The sequence below is a fragment of the Microbacterium sp. Z6_144 genome, assembly GCF_057197625.1.
Map to the genome: position 1 here is coordinate 1 of NZ_JBXVPT010000002.1, position 17074 is coordinate 17074.

Annotated in this window: 17 protein-coding genes; 12 read left to right on the forward strand and 5 right to left on the reverse strand. The window is 70.8% G+C overall.

The annotated features are described in order from the left end of the window. Positions 1-332: 332 nt before the first annotated feature. The 4 genes from hpxO to AC2DGY_RS12190 form a co-directional block, all read right to left on the reverse strand. Positions 333-1529: an FAD-dependent urate hydroxylase HpxO gene (gene hpxO / locus AC2DGY_RS12175; protein ID WP_484510017.1), complete on the reverse strand. Its 1197-nt coding sequence runs from the start codon at positions 1527-1529 to the stop codon at positions 333-335. After that, positions 1526-1876, reverse strand: coding sequence for a hydroxyisourate hydrolase (uraH, locus tag AC2DGY_RS12180; RefSeq protein ID WP_484510018.1), 351 nt, complete (start codon positions 1874-1876; stop codon positions 1526-1528). Before uraH ends, hpxO begins: the two co-directional genes overlap by 4 nt. After that, the gene (gene uraD / locus AC2DGY_RS12185) at positions 1873-2400 is read right to left on the reverse strand and encodes a 2-oxo-4-hydroxy-4-carboxy-5-ureidoimidazoline decarboxylase (protein ID WP_484510019.1); all 528 of its coding nucleotides are present in this window, start codon (positions 2398-2400) and stop codon (positions 1873-1875) included. Before uraD ends, uraH begins: the two co-directional genes overlap by 4 nt. 73 nt (positions 2401-2473) lie before the next feature. Beyond that, positions 2474-2986: a CGNR zinc finger domain-containing protein gene (locus AC2DGY_RS12190; RefSeq protein ID WP_484510020.1), complete on the reverse strand. Its 513-nt coding sequence runs from the start codon at positions 2984-2986 to the stop codon at positions 2474-2476. 96 nt (positions 2987-3082) lie between these two features. On the opposite strand from AC2DGY_RS12190, the gene AC2DGY_RS12195 reads away from it, so the two are divergent. The 6 genes from AC2DGY_RS12195 (at position 3083) to AC2DGY_RS12220 (ending at position 10789) form a co-directional block, all read left to right on the forward strand. Then, positions 3083-3943 (forward strand): alpha/beta fold hydrolase, encoded by an 861-nt coding sequence (locus AC2DGY_RS12195; RefSeq protein WP_484510021.1) that lies wholly within the window; start codon positions 3083-3085, stop codon positions 3941-3943. 134 nt (positions 3944-4077) lie between these two features. After that, a complete protein-coding gene (gene allB / locus AC2DGY_RS12200) occupies positions 4078-5433 on the forward strand; it encodes an allantoinase AllB (RefSeq protein ID WP_484510022.1) in 1356 nt (451 codons plus the stop codon). Further along, complete coding sequence (locus tag AC2DGY_RS12205; protein ID WP_484510023.1) at positions 5430-6581, forward strand: acetamidase/formamidase family protein; 1152 nt, start codon at positions 5430-5432, stop codon at positions 6579-6581. Before allB ends, AC2DGY_RS12205 begins: the two co-directional genes overlap by 4 nt. After that, positions 6578-8239, forward strand: coding sequence for an AtzH-like domain-containing protein (locus AC2DGY_RS12210; protein ID WP_484510024.1), 1662 nt, complete (start codon positions 6578-6580; stop codon positions 8237-8239). The genes AC2DGY_RS12205 and AC2DGY_RS12210 overlap by 4 nt, the downstream gene beginning before the upstream one ends. 44 nt (positions 8240-8283) lie before the next feature. Beyond that, positions 8284-9480 (forward strand): pyridoxal-phosphate-dependent aminotransferase family protein, encoded by a 1197-nt coding sequence (locus AC2DGY_RS12215; RefSeq protein ID WP_484510608.1) that lies wholly within the window; start codon positions 8284-8286, stop codon positions 9478-9480. Position 9481: 1 nt separating this feature from the next. After that, positions 9482-10789, forward strand: a complete 1308-nt coding sequence (locus AC2DGY_RS12220; RefSeq protein ID WP_484510025.1) for an allantoate amidohydrolase — start codon at positions 9482-9484, stop codon at positions 10787-10789. A 110-nt stretch (positions 10790-10899) separates the two neighbouring features. Here AC2DGY_RS12220 and AC2DGY_RS12225 read toward each other — a convergent pair whose 3' ends face one another. Further along, entirely contained in the window at positions 10900-11484 is a 585-nt protein-coding gene (locus AC2DGY_RS12225) for a TetR/AcrR family transcriptional regulator (RefSeq protein WP_484510026.1), read from the reverse strand. Positions 11485-11533: 49 nt separating this feature from the next. Between AC2DGY_RS12225 and AC2DGY_RS12230 the strand changes: the two genes are divergently transcribed. The 6 genes from AC2DGY_RS12230 (at position 11534) to AC2DGY_RS12255 (ending at position 17070) form a co-directional block, all read left to right on the forward strand. Beyond that, on the forward strand, positions 11534-12490 hold the full coding sequence (locus AC2DGY_RS12230) for a quinone oxidoreductase family protein (protein ID WP_484510027.1): 957 nt from the start codon (positions 11534-11536) through the stop codon (positions 12488-12490). Further along, positions 12490-13194 (forward strand): SDR family NAD(P)-dependent oxidoreductase, encoded by a 705-nt coding sequence (locus AC2DGY_RS12235; RefSeq protein ID WP_484510028.1) that lies wholly within the window; start codon positions 12490-12492, stop codon positions 13192-13194. The genes AC2DGY_RS12230 and AC2DGY_RS12235 overlap by 1 nt, the downstream gene beginning before the upstream one ends. Before the next feature lie 238 nt (positions 13195-13432). Then, entirely contained in the window at positions 13433-14512 is a 1080-nt protein-coding gene (locus AC2DGY_RS12240; protein ID WP_484510029.1) for an ABC transporter substrate-binding protein, read from the forward strand. 29 nt (positions 14513-14541) lie between these two features. Next, entirely contained in the window at positions 14542-15366 is an 825-nt protein-coding gene (locus AC2DGY_RS12245) for an ABC transporter ATP-binding protein (RefSeq protein ID WP_484510030.1), read from the forward strand. Beyond that, positions 15356-16192 (forward strand): ABC transporter permease, encoded by an 837-nt coding sequence (locus AC2DGY_RS12250; protein ID WP_484510031.1) that lies wholly within the window; start codon positions 15356-15358, stop codon positions 16190-16192. Before AC2DGY_RS12245 ends, AC2DGY_RS12250 begins: the two co-directional genes overlap by 11 nt. Then, entirely contained in the window at positions 16189-17070 is an 882-nt protein-coding gene (locus AC2DGY_RS12255) for an ABC transporter permease (RefSeq protein WP_484510032.1), read from the forward strand. Before AC2DGY_RS12250 ends, AC2DGY_RS12255 begins: the two co-directional genes overlap by 4 nt. Positions 17071-17074: the final 4 nt, after the last annotated feature.

Sequence of the window (17074 nt, forward strand, 5' to 3'; positions counted from 1 at the left end):
GTCGTTCAGAACTCAGGAGAATCGGCCCGTCCGGCCCCGTGTCACCGGTGGCGAGGCCGGAATCTCCTGAGTTTTGCGTGCTCAGGCGGGATCTCCCCGGCGAGGTTGCCGCCGGCGAGGCTGCCGCTCGGGGAGGCGGAGATCTCCTGAGTTCTGGGGGCCGCGGCCGCAAGGGACCGAGGCTCGTCTGTCGTTCAGAACTCAGGAGAATCGGCCCGTCCGGGCCCGTGTCACCGGTGGCGAGGCCGGAATCTCCTGAGTTTTGCGCGCTCAGGCGGGATGCCGCCGGCGAGGTCGCCGCGGGCCTGGAGCCCGAGATCCTGAGTTCTGCGTCAGGCCAGGATGCCGCCGCCGAGGTTCACCGGGCTGCCCTCGATGTTGCCGACGATGCCGCGGATCACCCCGGTGCCGTCCTCGCGGCGGAGCCCGTCGTACCAGGCCTCCGTCACGGCGGGGTCGAACGCGTGGGTCTCCACCGCGCGCTTGCGGGCGCGCAGCACGAGGTCGCCCGCCCGCTCGGAGCGGATGCGCTGGTACCGCGCCAATGCGTCCTCGACGCCGAGGGTGTTCGTGGCGAACACGATGCCGAGGGCGAAGCTGTCCTCCAGCGCCGAGCACGCCCCCTGCCCGATGTCGGGCGTGGTGTTGTGGGCGGCGTCCCCGAGGATCGCCACCCGCCCCCGCACCCACGTGTGGAACGGGTCGATGTCCCAGATCTCCACGCGATTGAGGGATGCGGCGGGGTCGATGGCGTCCAGGAGCGCCCGCACCCCCGGTGCGCCCCACGCCCCGAACGCGTCCTCGAGCGGCTGCTTCCCGTCGGCGTCGCGGTCATACGGCAGCCCCGCGGGCTGCGGTACGTCGACGAAGAAGTAGAACCGGTCGCCGGCGACCGGCATGACCGCGCAGCGCTTCCCCTCCGCGACGTAGGTGGTCCACTGGTTCGGCGGGCTGATCCGCTCGTCGATCGGCACGAGCCCGTTGAAGTTCGTATACCCCGAGTAGGTGCGCTCGGGCCGGGTCGCCGCATCCGCCGTGACGTAATCGCGGGTGAACGAGCGCGCGCCGTCGGCGCCGATGAGGAGGTCACCGGTGTCAGTCGTGCCGTCGGCGAAGGTCGCCGTGACGGTGGTGCCGTCGTCATCGATCCCGACCAGGCGCATGCCGAGATGGATGCGGCTCAGCCCAACCCTCTCCATCAGCAACGCCTGCAGGTCGGCGCGTGCGACGGGATACGCGCGCTGACCGGTCTGCGTCGTGACCGGCTCGAGGCTGAAGCGGCACATCTGCTCGCCGGTGTGTCCGTCGATGTACGCCATGTCGTCCATCTGGCCGCCCAGGGCCGCCACCTCGTCGGTGAGGCCGAGCCAGTTGAGCACCTTCACGCCGTTGGACCACAGCGACAACGCGGCGCCGACGGGCTTGTTCTCGCGCATCTGGTCGTAGACGACCACGTCGTGCCCGAGGCGCTGAAGGGCGATCGCAGCGCTCGTGCCGCCAATGCCGGCGCCGATGATGAGAACCTTCATGACCCGCGGTAGGTGGAGTAGGCGAACGGGCTCAGGAGCAGGGGCACGTGCAGGTGCCGCCCCGAGTCGTCGGCGGTGAAGGTCACCGTCACGTACGGGTGGAAGGTCGCCGTGCCGCGGGCGGCGAAGTACTCGCCGGTGAGGAACGTCAGGGAGTAGTCGCCGGCGTCGAGCCGATCGGGTCCGAGCGCTACGCGGCCGTCGTCGTCGGTCGCGCCGTGCGCGACGATCGCGCCCGGCGCCTCTGCGGTCACGGCCCCGCCCGAGGCGTGGGTGAGCACGACGGCGACTCCCGCCGCAGGCTCGCCCGTCGCCGCATCCAGGACGTGGGTGGTCAGCTGGCTCACTCGGGGTCCTCGGGTGTCGGCGCGCTGTCGTCGGAGATCGTGGTGCGCAGCCTGAGCAGGGCGATCTCGGCGAGCTGCGCGGTGGCTTCGGCGGTCTCGACATCGGGGGCGTTGCCCATCCGGCGCTGGAGTTCGGTCAGCATCTCGGTGGGGGTGCGGCCGGCCGCGCGGATGAGGAAGACCCGTCCGAAGCGCTCCTCATAGGCGGCGTTGCCTGCGGCGATCGCGGCGGTGACGTCGTCGCCGGCGGCCGACATGGACGCCTGCTCACGCCGGGATGCGGCGGCTTCCGCGCCGCCGCCGCTGACCCGGGCGCCGATGCGCGGATGGTGGGCGAGCGCGGCCCCGAGGTCGGCCGGCGCCCACGTCGCCGCGAGCGCACCGGCGTACGCCGCAAGCGCGTCGACCGAGGCGTACGGGCGGCCGTCGACCACCGCATCCACCCACCCGGGCACGTCGGCCCACACCCGCACGATGGCCGCGGCATCGGCCGGATCGGCGCTGTTGAACTCATCCAACTCCATGTCGGTCACGCTAGCGCCGCCGCGTTTCCGGCTCGTGACACGGCAGCGGGGTGCCCGCGTCGGGGTCGGTCGGCTAGCTGTCCGTGCGCGCGGCGGCGCTGCGCCGGCGGTCGGCATGAGCCCGGGCTTTCATCCGGTTTCCGCAGGTGCCCATGGAGCACCATCTGGCGGTGCCGGGGCGGCTGCGGTCGACGAGGAAGAGGGTGCACTCGTCGTTCGCGCAGGCGCGCAGGCGTCCGGGCAGCTGGTCCATCACGGCCGACCACGCCAGCACAGCGCGCACCCCGAGCCTTTCGTCATCCGGTGCCTGCAGTTGCCAGTGGACCCCGCCCGGCTGCACGTGGGGGGTGAGTGCGGCGGTGCTGATCGAAGAGCGGAGCTCGTCCAGACCGGCGGTGTCGCCGCGGATGACCGCCTGCAGCGCGCCCCGCACTCCCTGGAGGTGACGGATCTCGGCCTCCGATCCCGTACCGCCGAACCGCTGAGCGATCTCGGCACCGGCCGCGCCGTCCAGAACGTCGGTGTGCACGCCCCGAACCACGGGCGCGCTGTTCAGCAGCGCCATCAACAGCTCCTCGTCGCCCATCCCGCGTATCCCTCCGTGTCGACCTCGCTCTGGCTGCCGGTCGCCCTTTCATGCTAGCGTCCGGCTAACCAGTTAACCAACGTATGGGAGTTAGTAATGGCGACCGTTCATCACCGCACCGTGGCCGTCGGGGGGCTCGACGTGTTCTACCGGGAGGCAGGTCCGGGGGATGCGCCCGTGCTCCTCTTGCTGCACGGCTACCCCACGAGCTCACACATGTTCCGTCACCTCATCCCGGCGCTCGCCGACCGGTACCGCGTGATCGCCCCCGACCACATCGGCTTCGGTCGTTCGTCGGCCCCGTCCGTGGACGACTTCGATTACACCTTCGCCTCCCTCTCCGACGTCACGCGCTCGTTCCTCGAGGTCATCGGAGTCACCAGATTCACCGTGTACGTGCAGGACTACGGCGCTCCGATCGCCTGGCGGCTGGCGCTGGCGAACCCGGAGTCGATCGAGGGCGTGATCTCGCAGAACGGGAACGCGTACGAGGACGGGTTCGTGCCCGAGTTCTGGGGTGCGATCTGGGCCTACGGCGCAGACCCCTCCGCGGAAAACGAGGCGGCCCTCCGGCCGGCGCTCGGCCGGGAGGCGGTGCACTGGCAGTACACGCACGGGGTGCCCGATGTGACCACGATCGATCCCGACGCGTGGGAGCACGACCTCGCGCTGCTGGCTCGGCCGGGTGTCGACCGGGCGCAGCTCCGCCTGTTCGGGGACTATGCGACCAACCGCGACCTGTACCCCGCCGTGCACGAGTGGCTGCGCGCCACGCGGGTGCCGGTGCTGGCGGTGTGGGGCCGCAACGACGAGATCTTCGCCGCAGCCGGAGCGGAGGCCTTCCGCCGAGACGCGCCGCAGACGCGCGTCGAGTTGATCGACGGTGGTCACTTCCTCCTGGAATCCCACCTCGATGACGTGGTCCGCATCATCCGGGAGTGGCGCGCGGGCTTCTGAACGGGCGGCAGCTCCGTCGGACCTGTGCCCGGCGGGGATTGCCGGAGCTGCGCGCAGAGCCGCCGGCGCAGCCGCGGAACGCGGATGTTGCCGTGGGTAACATCCGGGAAATGCGAGACCCGTACGGTGGCGCCATGAGCACCCCCGCTTCGGTCGCCGCGCAGCGCGTGTACCTCGACGGCTCCTTCGTCCCCGCGACCGTCCACGTGACCGACGGCGTGATCGCCGCGGTGGATGTCTTCGACCCCGAGGCCGACGTCGTCCTGCCCGACTCGCAGGTGCTGCTGCCCGGCCTGGTGGACTCGCACGTTCACCTGAACGAGCCCGGCCGCACGGAGTGGGAGGGGTTTGCCACGGGGACCGCCGCGGCAGCCGCGGCCGGCGTCACCACCGTGCTCGACATGCCGCTCAACAGCATCCCGGTGACCACCACCCCGGAGGCCCTCGCCGCCAAGCGTTCGGCGGCGGCCGGGCAGCTCGCGGTCGATGTGGGGTTCTGGGGCGGTGCGGTGCCGGAGAACCTCGGTGCGCTGGCGGCGCTGGATGCGGCGGGCGTGGTCGGCTTCAAATCCTTCTTGTCCCCGTCGGGCATCGACGAGTTCGGTCACCTCGACGCCGCGCAGCTGGACGCCGCCCTCGCCGAGATCGCCGAGCTCGGCAGCATCCTCATCGTCCACGCCGAAGACCCGGCGCAGCTGCACGCCGACGGCGCGCTCGGCAGCGACTACCGCGACTTCGAGGCTTCGCGTCCCGCCGCCGGCGAGCGGGCCGCCATCCGTCTGGTCATCGAGGCCTCCCGCCGCACGCGCGGGCGCGCGCACATCGTGCACGTGTCGGACGGGGGCGCCCTCGACGACATCCGCGCCGCGAAGGCCGACGGGGTGCCGCTGTCGATCGAGACGTGCCCGCACTACCTCACGCTCACGGCCGACGAGGTGCCGGCGGGCGCCGCGGAGTTCAAGTGCTGCCCGCCGATCCGCGACGCCGGCAACCGCGACCTCCTCTGGGCGGGCGTCCTGGACGGCACGGTCGATGCGATCGTGAGCGACCACTCCCCGTCCACGCCCGCACTGAAGGAGTCGCGCGACTTCGGCCTGGCGTGGGGCGGCATCTCGGGCCTGCAGACCGGGTTCTCCGCGGTGTGGACCGAGGCCCGGCGCCGAGGTATCCCCCTCGAGCGGATGCTGCCGCTGTTCACGACCGGCCCCGCACGCATCGGCGGACTCGGGGGGAGAGGGCGCCTCGCCGCCGGCGAGCCCGCGCACCTGGTCGCGTTCGACCCGGATGCGGCGCACACGGTGCGCGCGGCCGACCTGGAGTACCGCAACAAGATGTCGCCGTGGGACGGACGGACCCTCCACGGGGTCGTCAGCACGACGTGGGTTCACGGCGTGCCGGCCTACCGCGCCGGCGACGGCGTGCTCGCGCGGGCGGGACGGGAGATGCTGGCCGAACCGGCCACGCTCGCGGGGTGGGGGAGCGACCGATGACGACCGCGACCACACCGGGGAACACCGGCGCCGGCTCGCCCGCGTTCGAGATCCTGCAGCCGGGAGTGGGCGAGATCCCCGGCTCCTTCTACCTGCCGACGACGCCCGACACGGTCCTGTGGGGCCGTCTGCCGAGCGCGACGGATGCAGCGGTCCTCACGATCGCGGCCGGTGACACGGTGACGATCGACACCGTGAGCCACGAGGGCATCCTCGATGACCAGGGCAAAGACCCGCTGGCCTACTTCGGCGGACACGGCGTGGCCGCATCCGCGGTGCTGGATGACGCGATCGCGGTCGCCGCCACGGTGTCGAGGGATGCCGCATCCGATGGTCCGCACGTGATCACCGGGCCCATCCGGGTCGAGGGTGCGCGGCCGGGCGACCTGCTGAAGATCACGATCGGCACGCTGCAGCCGCGGGTGCCGTACGGCGTCATCTCCAACCGGCACGGCAAGGGCGCGCTCGTGGGCGAACTGCCGCGGACGCCCGGGAACGTGAGCGTCTTCGCCGCCGTGGAGGAGCGCGACGGGCGCCTCGTGGGAACCCTCCCCGTGACCGAGGGCGGCGAGCGGATCGTCGCGTTCCCGCTGGCGCCGTTCCTGGGCACCATCGGGGTCGCCGTCGCCGAGTCCGAGCGTCCCCACTCGGTGCCGCCGGGTGCGCACGGGGGAAACATCGACATCAACCTCCTCGTCGAGGGCACGGTGCTCTACCTGCCGGTGCAGGTCGATGGGGCGCTCGCGTACGTCGGCGACCCGCACTTCGCGCAGGGCGACGGGGAGGTCGCGCTCACCGCGCTGGAGGCGTCGCTCCGCGCCACACTGCGGTTCGACGTCGTACCGCGCGAGGAGGCGCTCACCGAGTTCGGCGAGGTGACCGGGCCGCTCGTGCGCACCGATGAGTACCTCGTGCCGACCGGCCTGCATTCCGATCTGAACGAGGCGATGCGGCGGTGCGTCCGTGCCGCGGTCGCGCTCATCCAGGCGCGGTGGGGGCTCGACGAGCACCTGGCCTACGCGTATCTGAGCGCGGCCACCGACTTCGACATCTCCCAGGTCGTCGACATCGTGTGCGGCGTCCACGCGCGCATCCGCGAGGCCGACTTCGCTGCGGTCTCCCGCGAGGCTGCGGAGGGGGAGCGATGACCGATGCGGCGGAGCCCCGGACCGGCACGGAGGACCTCCCGGACGACCTCGCGCCCCGCCTCCCGGACAACCTCGAGCCCCACCTCCCGGACGAGCTGCGCCACGCGTTCGAGACGTACGAGCGCGCCGTGGTGGGAAACGACCTCGACGTGCTCGACGCGTCCTTCGCCCCTGGGCCGGAGGTGCTCCGCGGCGACGGCGCCGGGCTGCTCGTCGGACACGACGCCATCCGTGCGTTCCGGTCGCAGCGTGGCGGGGTGACGCAGCGGAGCATCGACAGCATCCACTACCGTCCGCTCGGCGACGACGTGGCCCTGCTGATGTCGGTGTCGCGCTACGCCGGCGGCGGCCGGGGGCTGCAGACCCAGGTGTGGCAGCGCATCGACGGGTGCTGGCTGATCACCGCGGCGCACGTCACGCCGCGCGCGGCGGCGTTCGACCGCTCGGTCTGGCGGAGCGTGGGCGACCCGCTCGTCCAGGGAGCCGGGGAGGGGCCGCTCGCAGGCCTGACGGTCGCGGTGAAGGACCTGTTCGCCGTCGAGGGCTTCCCCGTCGGTGCCGGCAATCCGACCTACCTCGAGCAGGCGCGGGTCGAACCCGCCACGGCACCGGCCGTCGCCCAGCTGCTCCGAGCCGGAGCATCCGTGCGCGGGATCGCGCGGACCGACGAGTTCGCGTACTCGATCGCCGGCGACAACCCGCACTACGGCACTCCGCCCAACGGTGCCGTGCCCGGCACACTCCCCGGCGGGTCGTCCAGCGGACCGGCCACCGCCGTGGCCACCGGCCAGGCCGACGTCGGCCTCGCCACCGACACCGCCGGTTCCATCCGCGTGCCGGCGTCGTACCAGGGTCTGTGGGGGCTGCGCACGACCCACGGCCTCGTCGCCCGGGAGGGGCTCCTGCCCCTTGCGCCGTCGTTCGACACCGTGGGCTGGCTCGCGCGCGACGGCGATACGCTCCAGCGCGTCGCCGACCGGTGCCTCCCCGGCGACGGGTCGGAATCGACGGAGCAGCCGTCCGACGGAGAGCTCCCGTGGCGCTTCCTCGTCCCGGAGTCCCTCCGCGCACAGGCCGAGCCCGCGACGCGGGCGGCGTTCGATGCGCTCATCGCGGCGCTTGCCGCGTCGGATGCTGCGCCCGAACTGGGCACGGCGGATCCGGGCGATCTCGACGACTACCTCGGAGCCTTTCGCGTCGTCCAGGGAGCGGAGGCGTGGCGCCATCACGGACCGTGGGTGCGGGAGCACCCGGGGGCGGTCGGACCGGCCGTCGCGGACCGGTTCCGCATCGCCGCCGCCGTGACCGCCGCCGAGGAGGCCGCCGCTCGCGAGACGCTGAGGCACCTGCGGGAGCGGTTCTCCGCGCTCACCGACGACGCTGTCCTGCTCTTCCCGAGCGTCCCGGGGCCGGCCCCGCTCCGGACGGCGGACGCTGCCGCCATCGACGCCACGCGCGGCGCCACCCTCCGGATGACCGCGCCGGCCGCCGTCGCCGGGCTCCCCGCCCTCTCGGTGCCGCTCCTGACCGTGTCGACCTCCGCCGGCCCGGCCCCCGTTGGCGTCTCGTTCGTCTCGCGCGCCGGCACCGACACCGCCCTCATCCGCCTCGCCCGCCGTGTGGCGGCATCCGTGATCCCGAACTCGGAGAACCCGTGACCGACACCATCCCCGGCCCGATCGATCCCCCGGCGCGGCTCCTCATGGGGCCGGGGCCGATCTCGGCGTACCCGAGCGTGCTCCGCGCCATGTCGGCGCCGCTCGTGGGCCAGTACGACCCGTTCATGACCGCGACCATGGCCGAGACGCAGGAGCTGTACCGGCACGTGTGGTCGACCCGCAATGACGCGACGCTCCTGATCGACGGCACGTCGCGGGCCGGGATCGAGGCGGCGATGATCTCCCTCATCCGCCCGGGCGATCGCGTGCTCGTGCCGGTCTTCGGCCGCTTCGGGCACCTCCTCGCGGAGATCGCCGAGCGGGCGCTCGCCGAAGTGCACACCATCGAGGTGCCGTGGGGTTCGGTGTTCCCGGTGTCGGTGATCCGCGAGGCCATCGAGCGGGTGCAGCCGCACCTCCTCGCTCTCGTCCAGGGCGACACCTCCACCACCATGAACCAGCCGCTCGATGAGATCGGCGAGATCTGCCGCGCGCACGGGGTGCTGTTCTACACCGACGCCACGGCATCCCTCGGCGGCAACGAGTTCGAGATGGACGCCTGGGGGGTGGATGCGGCGACGGCGGGTCTGCAGAAATGCCTCGGCGGACCGTCGGGTTCCGCTCCGCTCACCCTCTCCGACCGGGCCGTCGAGGTGGTGCGTTCGCGCGCCCGCGTCGAGGCGGGGATCCGCGAAGAGGGCGACCCGGACGCGGCGGACTTCGTCCGCTCGAACTACTTCGACCTCGGCATGATCCTGGACTACTGGGGCCCGCGGCGCCTGAACCACCACACCGAGGCCACGTCGATGCTCTACGCCGCGCGCGAGTGCGCCCGCGTGCTGCTGCTCGAGGGACGCGCGGCCGTCATCGCCCGGCACCGCCTGCACGGCGAGGCCATGCTCGCGGGTGTGCGCGGGCTCGGGCTGTCGGTCTTCGGCGATGTCGCGCACAAGATGTCGAACGTCGTCGCGGTCGAGATCCCCGAGGACGTCCCGGGTGATGCGGTGCGTTCGGCGCTGCTGGAGGACTTCGGCATCGAGATCGGCACGTCGTTCGGTCCCCTGCACGGGCGCGTGTGGCGTATCGGCACCATGGGGTACAACGCCCGGACGGATGCGGTGGTCCAGACTCTCGCCGCGCTGGAATCCGTGCTGCGCCGGTTCGGCGCATCCGTCCCCGTCGGCGGCGGGGTCGAAGCCGCCGAGGGCGTCTACGCCGCTGACGCGCCGGGCGGCGACTGACATGCGGACGCGCCTTCAGGTCGGGCCCGACGCGATCGCGGCTGCCGCCGACCGCGTGATGGCGCGGTGCGGCGAGCTCGCCCGGGTGACGGCGACGCCCGGGAGCATCGAACGGGTCTACCTCTCCGCGGAGCACGCGCGGGTCAACCGCCTGGTCGCCGAGTGGATGCGCGAGATCGGCATGAGGTCGTGGCAGGACGCCGCGGGCAACCAGGTCGGGCGACTCGACCCTTCGGCCGTCTCACCGGAGGGCGACGCGCCGGCGCTGCTCATCGGGTCGCACCTGGACACCGTGCCCGACGCCGGCCGGTTCGACGGCATCGCCGGGGTGCTCATGGGCCTCGAGGTCGTCCGGCTGCTGCGCGCGACCGGCGAGGACGGAGGGGTGTTCGCGCCGCTTCCCTTCGCGGTGGAGGTGATCGCGTTCTCCGATGAGGAGGGCACCCGGTTCGGCAAGGCTCTGCTCGGTTCGTCGGCCGTGGCCGGCACGTGGGACGACGCGTGGTGGGAGCTCACCGACCGCGACGGGGTGACGCTCCGGCACGCGTTCCGCGAGTTCGGGCTCGACCCCGGTCGTGTCGGCGAGGCTGCGCGCCGCCCCGAGGAGCTCGTCGGATATCTCGAGGCGCACATCGAGCAGGGGCCGGAGCTTCACCGGCGGGGCGAGGCGCTCGCGGTCGTGTCATCCATCGCCAGTGCCCGCCGGTTCCAGCTCGTCGTCGAAGGCGAAGCGCGCCACGCCGGTGGCACCCCCTACGACATGCGCCGCGACGCGCTCCTGGGTGCGAGCGAGGCCGCGCTCGCCGTCGAGCGCATCTGCCGGGGCGAGCACCACATCGTCGGCACTGTCGGGCAGCTCGAGGCGTTCCCCGGTGCGGTCAACATCGTCCCCGGTGAGGCGCGCTTCTCGCTGGACCTGCGCGGAGAGTTCGACGCGCACCGCGACTCCGCCTGGGATGCCATCGCCCTCGAGCTCGACGCCATCATGGGCCGACGCGGCCTGCGGTGGCGGGCATCCGAGGTGCACTCCGCGCCGGCGGTGTTCTGCGCGCCCCTGCTGCAGGACGTGGTGCGCGCCGGGATCGGCAGCACACTCGCACCCGGGGCCGACGATCCCGCCGCGCTGTTCAGCCGAGCCGGCCACGACGCCATGGCGATCGGCGCGATCACCGAGGTCGGGATGCTGTTCCTCCGCAACCCCGACGGCATCAGCCACCACCCCGCCGAGGCCGTGTCGGCCGCCGACGTGGGCGCCGGCATCCGAGCCCTGACCGAGTCGGTCCTCCACCTCGCCGCCGAGCCCCGCTAGCACCCCGCATCTTCGCCGAAAAACAACGTTCCGGACGAGAAACGGCGCGGCGCGTTATGTCTCGTCCGGAATCTCGTTTCTCGGCGTGCGCGAACGCCGGGATCCGGAGTTCACGCGGTCAGCAGGCGGTCGAGGCAGAGGTCGAGGCCGGCTTCCAGGTGCTCTGCGGTGCCGGTCGACAGCAAGACCGTGACCCCGCCCTGGATCGCGGCGATCAGCGCCGCTGCGGTGTAGCCGGGGTCGAGGGCGGGGTCGGCCTCACCCGCAGCCTGCGTCGCCTCGATGCCGGCCCGGAGACTGGCCTGCCATCGTCGCACGAGTTCCGCGGTGACCGCCTGGGCGGTGGGGCTGTACCTCCCCACGTCCGCGATCAGCACCGCGAGCGGGCAGTGCAGACCTTGATCGCGATACTGCTGGACGATGAGATCTCGCCACTTCTGCCACGCTACGCGGGACGTGAGTTCGCTGAGGTAGGGCATCTGGTCGTCGAACACGCGAGCAGCCTCTCGTTCGGCCACAGCCAGCAGCAGCTGCTCCCGTCCGTCGGGGAAGTAGTAGAACAGCTGCCCTTTGCCCGTGTTGCTCCGAGCGCACACATCCTCGAGTGTCGTGTTGCTCGTGCCGCGCTCGCGGATCTCCTCGGCTGCTGCTTCCACGATGCGACGGCGGGTCGCGATGCCCTTGAGTGTGGCCATGGGAGAAATTGTACTTGCGAGTACAATTTTGCCGCCATACGTTGCCCCCATGAGAAAAGTTGTCATTTCCGAAGCAGGCGGCCCCGAGGTTCTTCAGGTGCAGGAACATCCCACCCCGCGCCCCGGTGCGGGCGAGGTCCTGGTCGACGTCCGGGCGATCGGCGTGAATTACTTCGACACCGCCATCCGAGCCCAACGCGTCGTCGAGGTGCCCGGCATGGAAGGTGCGGGCGTCGTGATCGAGGTCGGTGAGGGTGTGGACGAGTACGCACCGGGCGACCGGGTGGCGTGGCTGACGATCGACTCCCACGGCAGCTACGTCGAGCAGATCGTCATTCCCGTGCGCTACGTCGTGCCGCTTCCCGAGACGATCGACATCGAGACGGCTGCGGCAGTGCTCCTCCACGGAGTGACCGCGGACCACTTCGCCACCGCCTCCCACTCGGTACAGCCCGGTGACATCGCCCTCGTACACGCGGCGGCGGGCGGGGTCGGGCTCATGCTCACGCAGCTCATCAAGGCGCGCGGCGGCACGGTCATCGGGCTGGTCTCCCGCGAGGAGAAGATCCAGATCGTCAAGGATGCCGGCGCAGACCACGTGCTGGTCTCCACGGGCGGCGCGTTCCTGGACCGGGTGAAGGAACTGACGGGCGGCGAAGGAGTGCACGTCGTGTTCGACGGCGCCGGCGCGTCAACCTTCGACGCATCCCTGGAGGTGCTTCGCACCCACGGCACGATGGTCTACTACGGGCCCCTCATCGGCGCGGTCCCCTCGATCAAGATGAACGAGATTCCTCGGAGCATCAAGATCACCTACCCCATCACGAACGACCACGTCCGCACGGCGGAAGAGATGAAGGCGCGCTCGTCCGAACTCTTCACCCGTGTTCAGCGGGGCGAGCTCACAGTCACCATCGCAAAGCGCTACCCGCTCGAGGATGCTGCCCAGGCGCACAAGGAGATCGAGTCGCGCCGCACGACCGGCAAGATGCTGCTGATCCCGTGATGGACGACCGGAAACGCGTGGCGGTCGTGACGGGGGGAACGGGAGTGATCGGGGCCGCCATCGCCCGCGCCCTCCGCGCCGGAGGCTACGAAACGGTCGCGCTCGGCCGTCGGGGCGGCGAGGTGAACGTCGACCTGACGTCGGAAGCGACCACGAGACGGGCCGCCGCGGAGGTACTCGACCGATACGGCCGGGTGGATGCCCTCGTTCACGCCGCGGCCATCGTCGCCCCGATGTCGCTCGCCGAGCTGGACGCGGACCGCTGGCGCACCCTGCTGTCGGTCAACGTCGAGGCCGGGCTCTGGCTCGCGCAGGCCTTCACTCCCGGCATGATCGAGCGGTCGTTCGGACGCATCGTCATGGTCGTGTCGGACTCGCTGTGGATCCCGCCGCAAGCGGGCGGCTTCCTGCCCTACGTCACCGCGAAGGGGGCGATGGTGGGGGCCGTGCGCGCCCTGGCGGCAGAGCTCGGCGCCCACGGCATCTCGGTGACTGCTGTCGCCCCGGGCCTGACCGAGACACCCATGGCCCAGAGCGTCGTCGCCGACCCCGCGCAGTTCGATGCGGTCGTCGCCGGGCAGGCCATGAAGCGCCGCCTCACGCCCGAAGACACCGCGAACGCCGTGGCCTTTCTCGCTTCGGAGGGGGCGGAGGCGATGACCGGACAGGTGCTCGTCGTCAACGGGGGGCTCACGATGCGCTGACACGCGTCCCAACACGAAGGCCGTCCCGGAGAACCGGGGCGGCCTTCGTGTTGGCTTCGGTTATGCAGCGTGTAACGGCGCCGAAACACCCGGCCAGTGTTCGTGAAATCTACATCGCCTACCGTGGCCAATGCCGAGCGAGGCTCAGTCCTGGCAGAAGCAGCCGAGCACCGCCGAGCTCCGAGGGCGGCGCCGCATCCCTACCCGAATGCACCACCGGCGTCTGGAGACACAGCACATGACCTTCTTCTCTTCCCGGCGCACCTCGCGCGCCACCGCGGCCCTCGCCGGGGTCGCCCTATCCGCCCTCGCCCTGACCGCCTGCGCCAGCGGCGCATCCACCGGCTCCAGCGGCGAGCCCGCCGAAGGATCGGACGAAGGCTTCGGCGACATCACGGTCCAGCTCAGCTGGATCTTCAACGAAGAGTTCGCCGGTGAGTACCTCGCCGACACCAACGGCTACTACGAGGAGGCCGGCTTCGGTGAGGTCACCCTCGTGCCCGGCCCCTCGGGCGGTGTTCCCGAGCTGCTGGGCGGCACGGCCGACATCGCGCTGAGTGATGCCGTGCAGGTCGGGGCCGCCGTGGCGAACGAGGGAGCTCCGCTGAAGATCATCGGCGCGACCTTCCAGGCCAACCCGTTCACCGTCCTGTCCCTCGAAGACGGCGGCAACATCGCGACGCCCGACGACCTCAAGGGCAAGAAGATCGGTGTGCAGGACTCCAACCTCACGCTGTTCACCGCGCTTCTCGCCGCGAACGACATCGATGCGTCGGAGCTCACCATCGTTCCCGTGCAGTACGACCCGGCGCCGCTGGTCAACGGCGAGGTCGACGGCTTCGTCGCGTACCTCACCAACGAGTCCATCTCCGTCGAGATGGAAGGCATGGCCACCACCAACCTCCCGTTCGCGGAGAACGGCCTTCCGTTCGTCGCCGAGACGCTCACCGTCACCGACGAGACGATCGAGAGCAGCCGCGAGATGCTGAAGGCATTCCTCGTCGCCGAGATCCGAGGATGGACCGACGCGCTCGCCGACCCGCAGGCCGGTGCCGACCTCGCCCTCGAGACCTACGGTGTGGACCTCGACCTCGACCCGGCCAAGACACTGGCCGGCTCCGAGGCGCAGAACCTCCTCGTGGTGTCTGAGGAGACCGAGGAGAACGGTCTGTTCACCATCTCCGAAGAACTGCAGGCGACCACCATCGAGAGCCTCGCCGGTGCGGGCATCGAACTGGAGGCATCCGACCTGTTCGACATGAGCCTGCTGGCCGAGGTCTACGAAGAGAACCCGGATCTCATCGCCTACATGGGCTGAGATCTCCACCCCTACCGAGAGCTACCACTGTGACCGATACGGCCACCGAGACCGGTGCCCAGGCGACGACCCTGGGCACCGGTCTGCAGATCACCGAACTGAACAAGGTCTTCAGCGTGGGACGCAAGAGCGTCGTGGCGCTGCAGGATGCCAACCTCCACACCGACCAGGGCACCTTCCTGGCGCTGCTGGGGCCGTCGGGATGCGGGAAATCGACGATCCTCCGCATCCTCGCGGGACTGGAAGACCCCACGAGCGGCAGTACGCGCGTGGATGGGAAGAGTCCCAAGGAGCTTCGCCGGGGCAATGAGCTCGGCATCGCCTTCCAGGATTCGGCGCTGCTTCCCTGGCGCAGCGTGCAATCCAACATCCAGCTGCCCTTCGAAGTCGCGGGCAAGCCCGTCGACAAGGCCTACGTGGCGGAGATGATCGACCTGGTCGGTCTGAAGGGCTTCGAGAAGGCCAAGCCGGCGCAGCTGTCCGGAGGCATGCGCCAGCGGGTATCGATCGCGCGCTCGCTCATCATGAAGCCGTCGGTGCTGCTGTTCGACGAGCCCTTCGGTGCGCTGGATGACATGACCCGGCAGAAGCTCAACCTCGAGCTGCTGCGCATCTGGACCGAGAAGCCGGCGACCACGCTGCTGGTGACGCACGGCATCTCGGAGGCGATCTTCCTCTCCGACCAGGTCGCGGTCATGAGCCCCCGACCGGGGCGCATCAAGGAGGTCATGACGATCGACCTCCCGCGCCCGCGCACACCGGAGATGATGCGCACGCCGGAGTTCCACGCGTACGTCGACCACGCTCAGGAACTGCTCTTCGGCGTCGGGGGCGCTGCTGCCGATGACCACTGACGCGGCAAAGGCGCGCGCGGTCCAGTGGGAGGACATCCATCTTCCCGCGTGGGTCACCGGCCTGATCGGCGGCATCGGAGTGATCGCGCTCTGGTGGATCCTCGCAGCCACCGTCTTCTCCAGCGTCGGGCCGGGAGGCGCGCAGGCCATCCCCACCCCGCTGCAGGTCGTGGTGGAGTTCGCCGAGACGGGGTTCGACTTCTACGTCCGCAACTTCACCATCACGCTGACCGAGGCGGGCATCGGCTACGTGTGGGGCAACGGTCTCGCGCTGGTGCTCTCCACCGTCGTGCTGATCGTCCCGCGCCTCGAAGGCGCCGTGATGCAGATCGCGATCATCACCTACTGCATCCCCATCGTCGCCCTCGGCCTGCTCCTCACCGTCATCGTCCCGATCCCCACCGCCGGGCAGCCGTCGACGACCGCGATCTTCCTCGCGGCGCTCAGCTGCTTCTTCACGACCGTGGTCGGGGCGCTGCTCGGACTGAAGGCCGCCGACAAGGCGAGCCTCGACCTCATCACCGTCTACGGCGGCTCACGACTGACCCAGCTGCGCAAGGTGCGCCTGATCGCCTCGCTTCCGGCGATCCTGAACGCGCTGCAGATCGCCGTGCCCGCCGCCTTCCTCGGCGCGGTCTTGGGCGAGTTCTTCGGCAAGATCACCGTGGGGGTGGGGCCGGCGATGATCGCCGCGCAGCAGGCGCTGAACGCGGCGCGAGTGTGGGACATCGCTCTCGTTTCCGGAGCCGTCGCCCTCGCCGGTTATGCGCTCCTCGGCCTGATCTCGCGTGCGGTGGCCCCCTGGTCGAAGGGAGCGACCCGATGACAGACACCGCCTTCGCCGCCGTGAGCACCCCTCCCGCGGCCGCGCAGCAGTCGCAGCTGGACGGGCAGATCCGTCGGGAGACGCGTGCGTCGACACGGCGCGCGCTCGCCCGCAGCCTCCTCACCTTCGTCCTGACGATCGTCGCGGTCGTGGTGATCTGGGTCGGGTCCCTGTGGCTGTTCGGTGTCTCCGCGTACGTCGGGAAGGGGCCGGTCGACGTCTGGAACTTCCTGGTAACGATGCCCAACGCCGAAGCGAACCGCGCTCAGCTCTTCGGACAGCTCGCCGTCACGCTGGGGCACGCCGTCGTCGGCTTCGCCGCGGGTCTCGTGGTCGCGCTGCTCATCGCGGTCCTGTTCCAGCTCAGCAAGGGGATCGAACACGCGCTGATGCCGATGGCGATGCTGTTGCGGTCGGTGCCCCTCGTGGCGATGGCCCCGGTCATCATCCTCATCTTCGGTCGCGAGTTCGCCTCGGTCGCCGTCATCGGCGGGATCGTCGTCCTCTTCCCTGCCCTCGTCAACATCGCGTTCGGCCTCAAGTCGGCCTCACCGCAGATGAACGACCTCATCTCCGTGTACGGCGGCACGGCGTGGACGCGACTGCGGAAGGTCGCCCTCCCGAGCTCCCTCCCGGAGTTCTTCGCCGCGGTCCGCATCTCGGTGCCCGGCGCCATCACCGGGGCGCTGCTGGCCGAGTGGCTCGCCGTGGGCGGCGGGATCGGCGGCGCCGTCGGCGGATACGTCAACGCGGCGCAGTTCTCCGCCGTGTGGACCGCGGTCGTCCTCGTCACCGGCGCCGCGCTCGTCCTGTACAACCTCGTGCAGATCATCGAGTCGGTCGCCCTGGCCCGCATGGGGATGGCCGACCGCGCCTGACTGC

Coding starts and splice junctions, on each gene's coding strand:
- hpxO (WP_484510017.1), bottom strand. CDS start 1,529: ATGAAGGTTCTCATCATCGGCGCCGGCATTGGCGGCACGAGCGCTGCG.
- uraD (WP_484510019.1), bottom strand. CDS start 2,400: ATGGAGTTGGATGAGTTCAACAGCGCCGATCCGGCCGATGCCGCGGCC.
- AC2DGY_RS12190 (WP_484510020.1), bottom strand. CDS start 2,986: ATGGGCGACGAGGAGCTGTTGATGGCGCTGCTGAACAGCGCGCCCGTG.
- AC2DGY_RS12195 (WP_484510021.1), top strand. CDS start 3,083: ATGGCGACCGTTCATCACCGCACCGTGGCCGTCGGGGGGCTCGACGTG.
- allB (WP_484510022.1), top strand. CDS start 4,078: ATGAGCACCCCCGCTTCGGTCGCCGCGCAGCGCGTGTACCTCGACGGC.
- AC2DGY_RS12205 (WP_484510023.1), top strand. CDS start 5,430: ATGACGACCGCGACCACACCGGGGAACACCGGCGCCGGCTCGCCCGCG.
- AC2DGY_RS12210 (WP_484510024.1), top strand. CDS start 6,578: ATGACCGATGCGGCGGAGCCCCGGACCGGCACGGAGGACCTCCCGGAC.
- AC2DGY_RS12215 (WP_484510608.1), top strand. CDS start 8,284: ATGGGGCCGGGGCCGATCTCGGCGTACCCGAGCGTGCTCCGCGCCATG.
- AC2DGY_RS12220 (WP_484510025.1), top strand. CDS start 9,482: ATGCGGACGCGCCTTCAGGTCGGGCCCGACGCGATCGCGGCTGCCGCC.
- AC2DGY_RS12225 (WP_484510026.1), bottom strand. CDS start 11,484: ATGGCCACACTCAAGGGCATCGCGACCCGCCGTCGCATCGTGGAAGCA.
- AC2DGY_RS12230 (WP_484510027.1), top strand. CDS start 11,534: ATGAGAAAAGTTGTCATTTCCGAAGCAGGCGGCCCCGAGGTTCTTCAG.
- AC2DGY_RS12235 (WP_484510028.1), top strand. CDS start 12,490: ATGGACGACCGGAAACGCGTGGCGGTCGTGACGGGGGGAACGGGAGTG.
- AC2DGY_RS12240 (WP_484510029.1), top strand. CDS start 13,433: ATGACCTTCTTCTCTTCCCGGCGCACCTCGCGCGCCACCGCGGCCCTC.
- AC2DGY_RS12250 (WP_484510031.1), top strand. CDS start 15,356: ATGACCACTGACGCGGCAAAGGCGCGCGCGGTCCAGTGGGAGGACATC.
- AC2DGY_RS12255 (WP_484510032.1), top strand. CDS start 16,189: ATGACAGACACCGCCTTCGCCGCCGTGAGCACCCCTCCCGCGGCCGCG.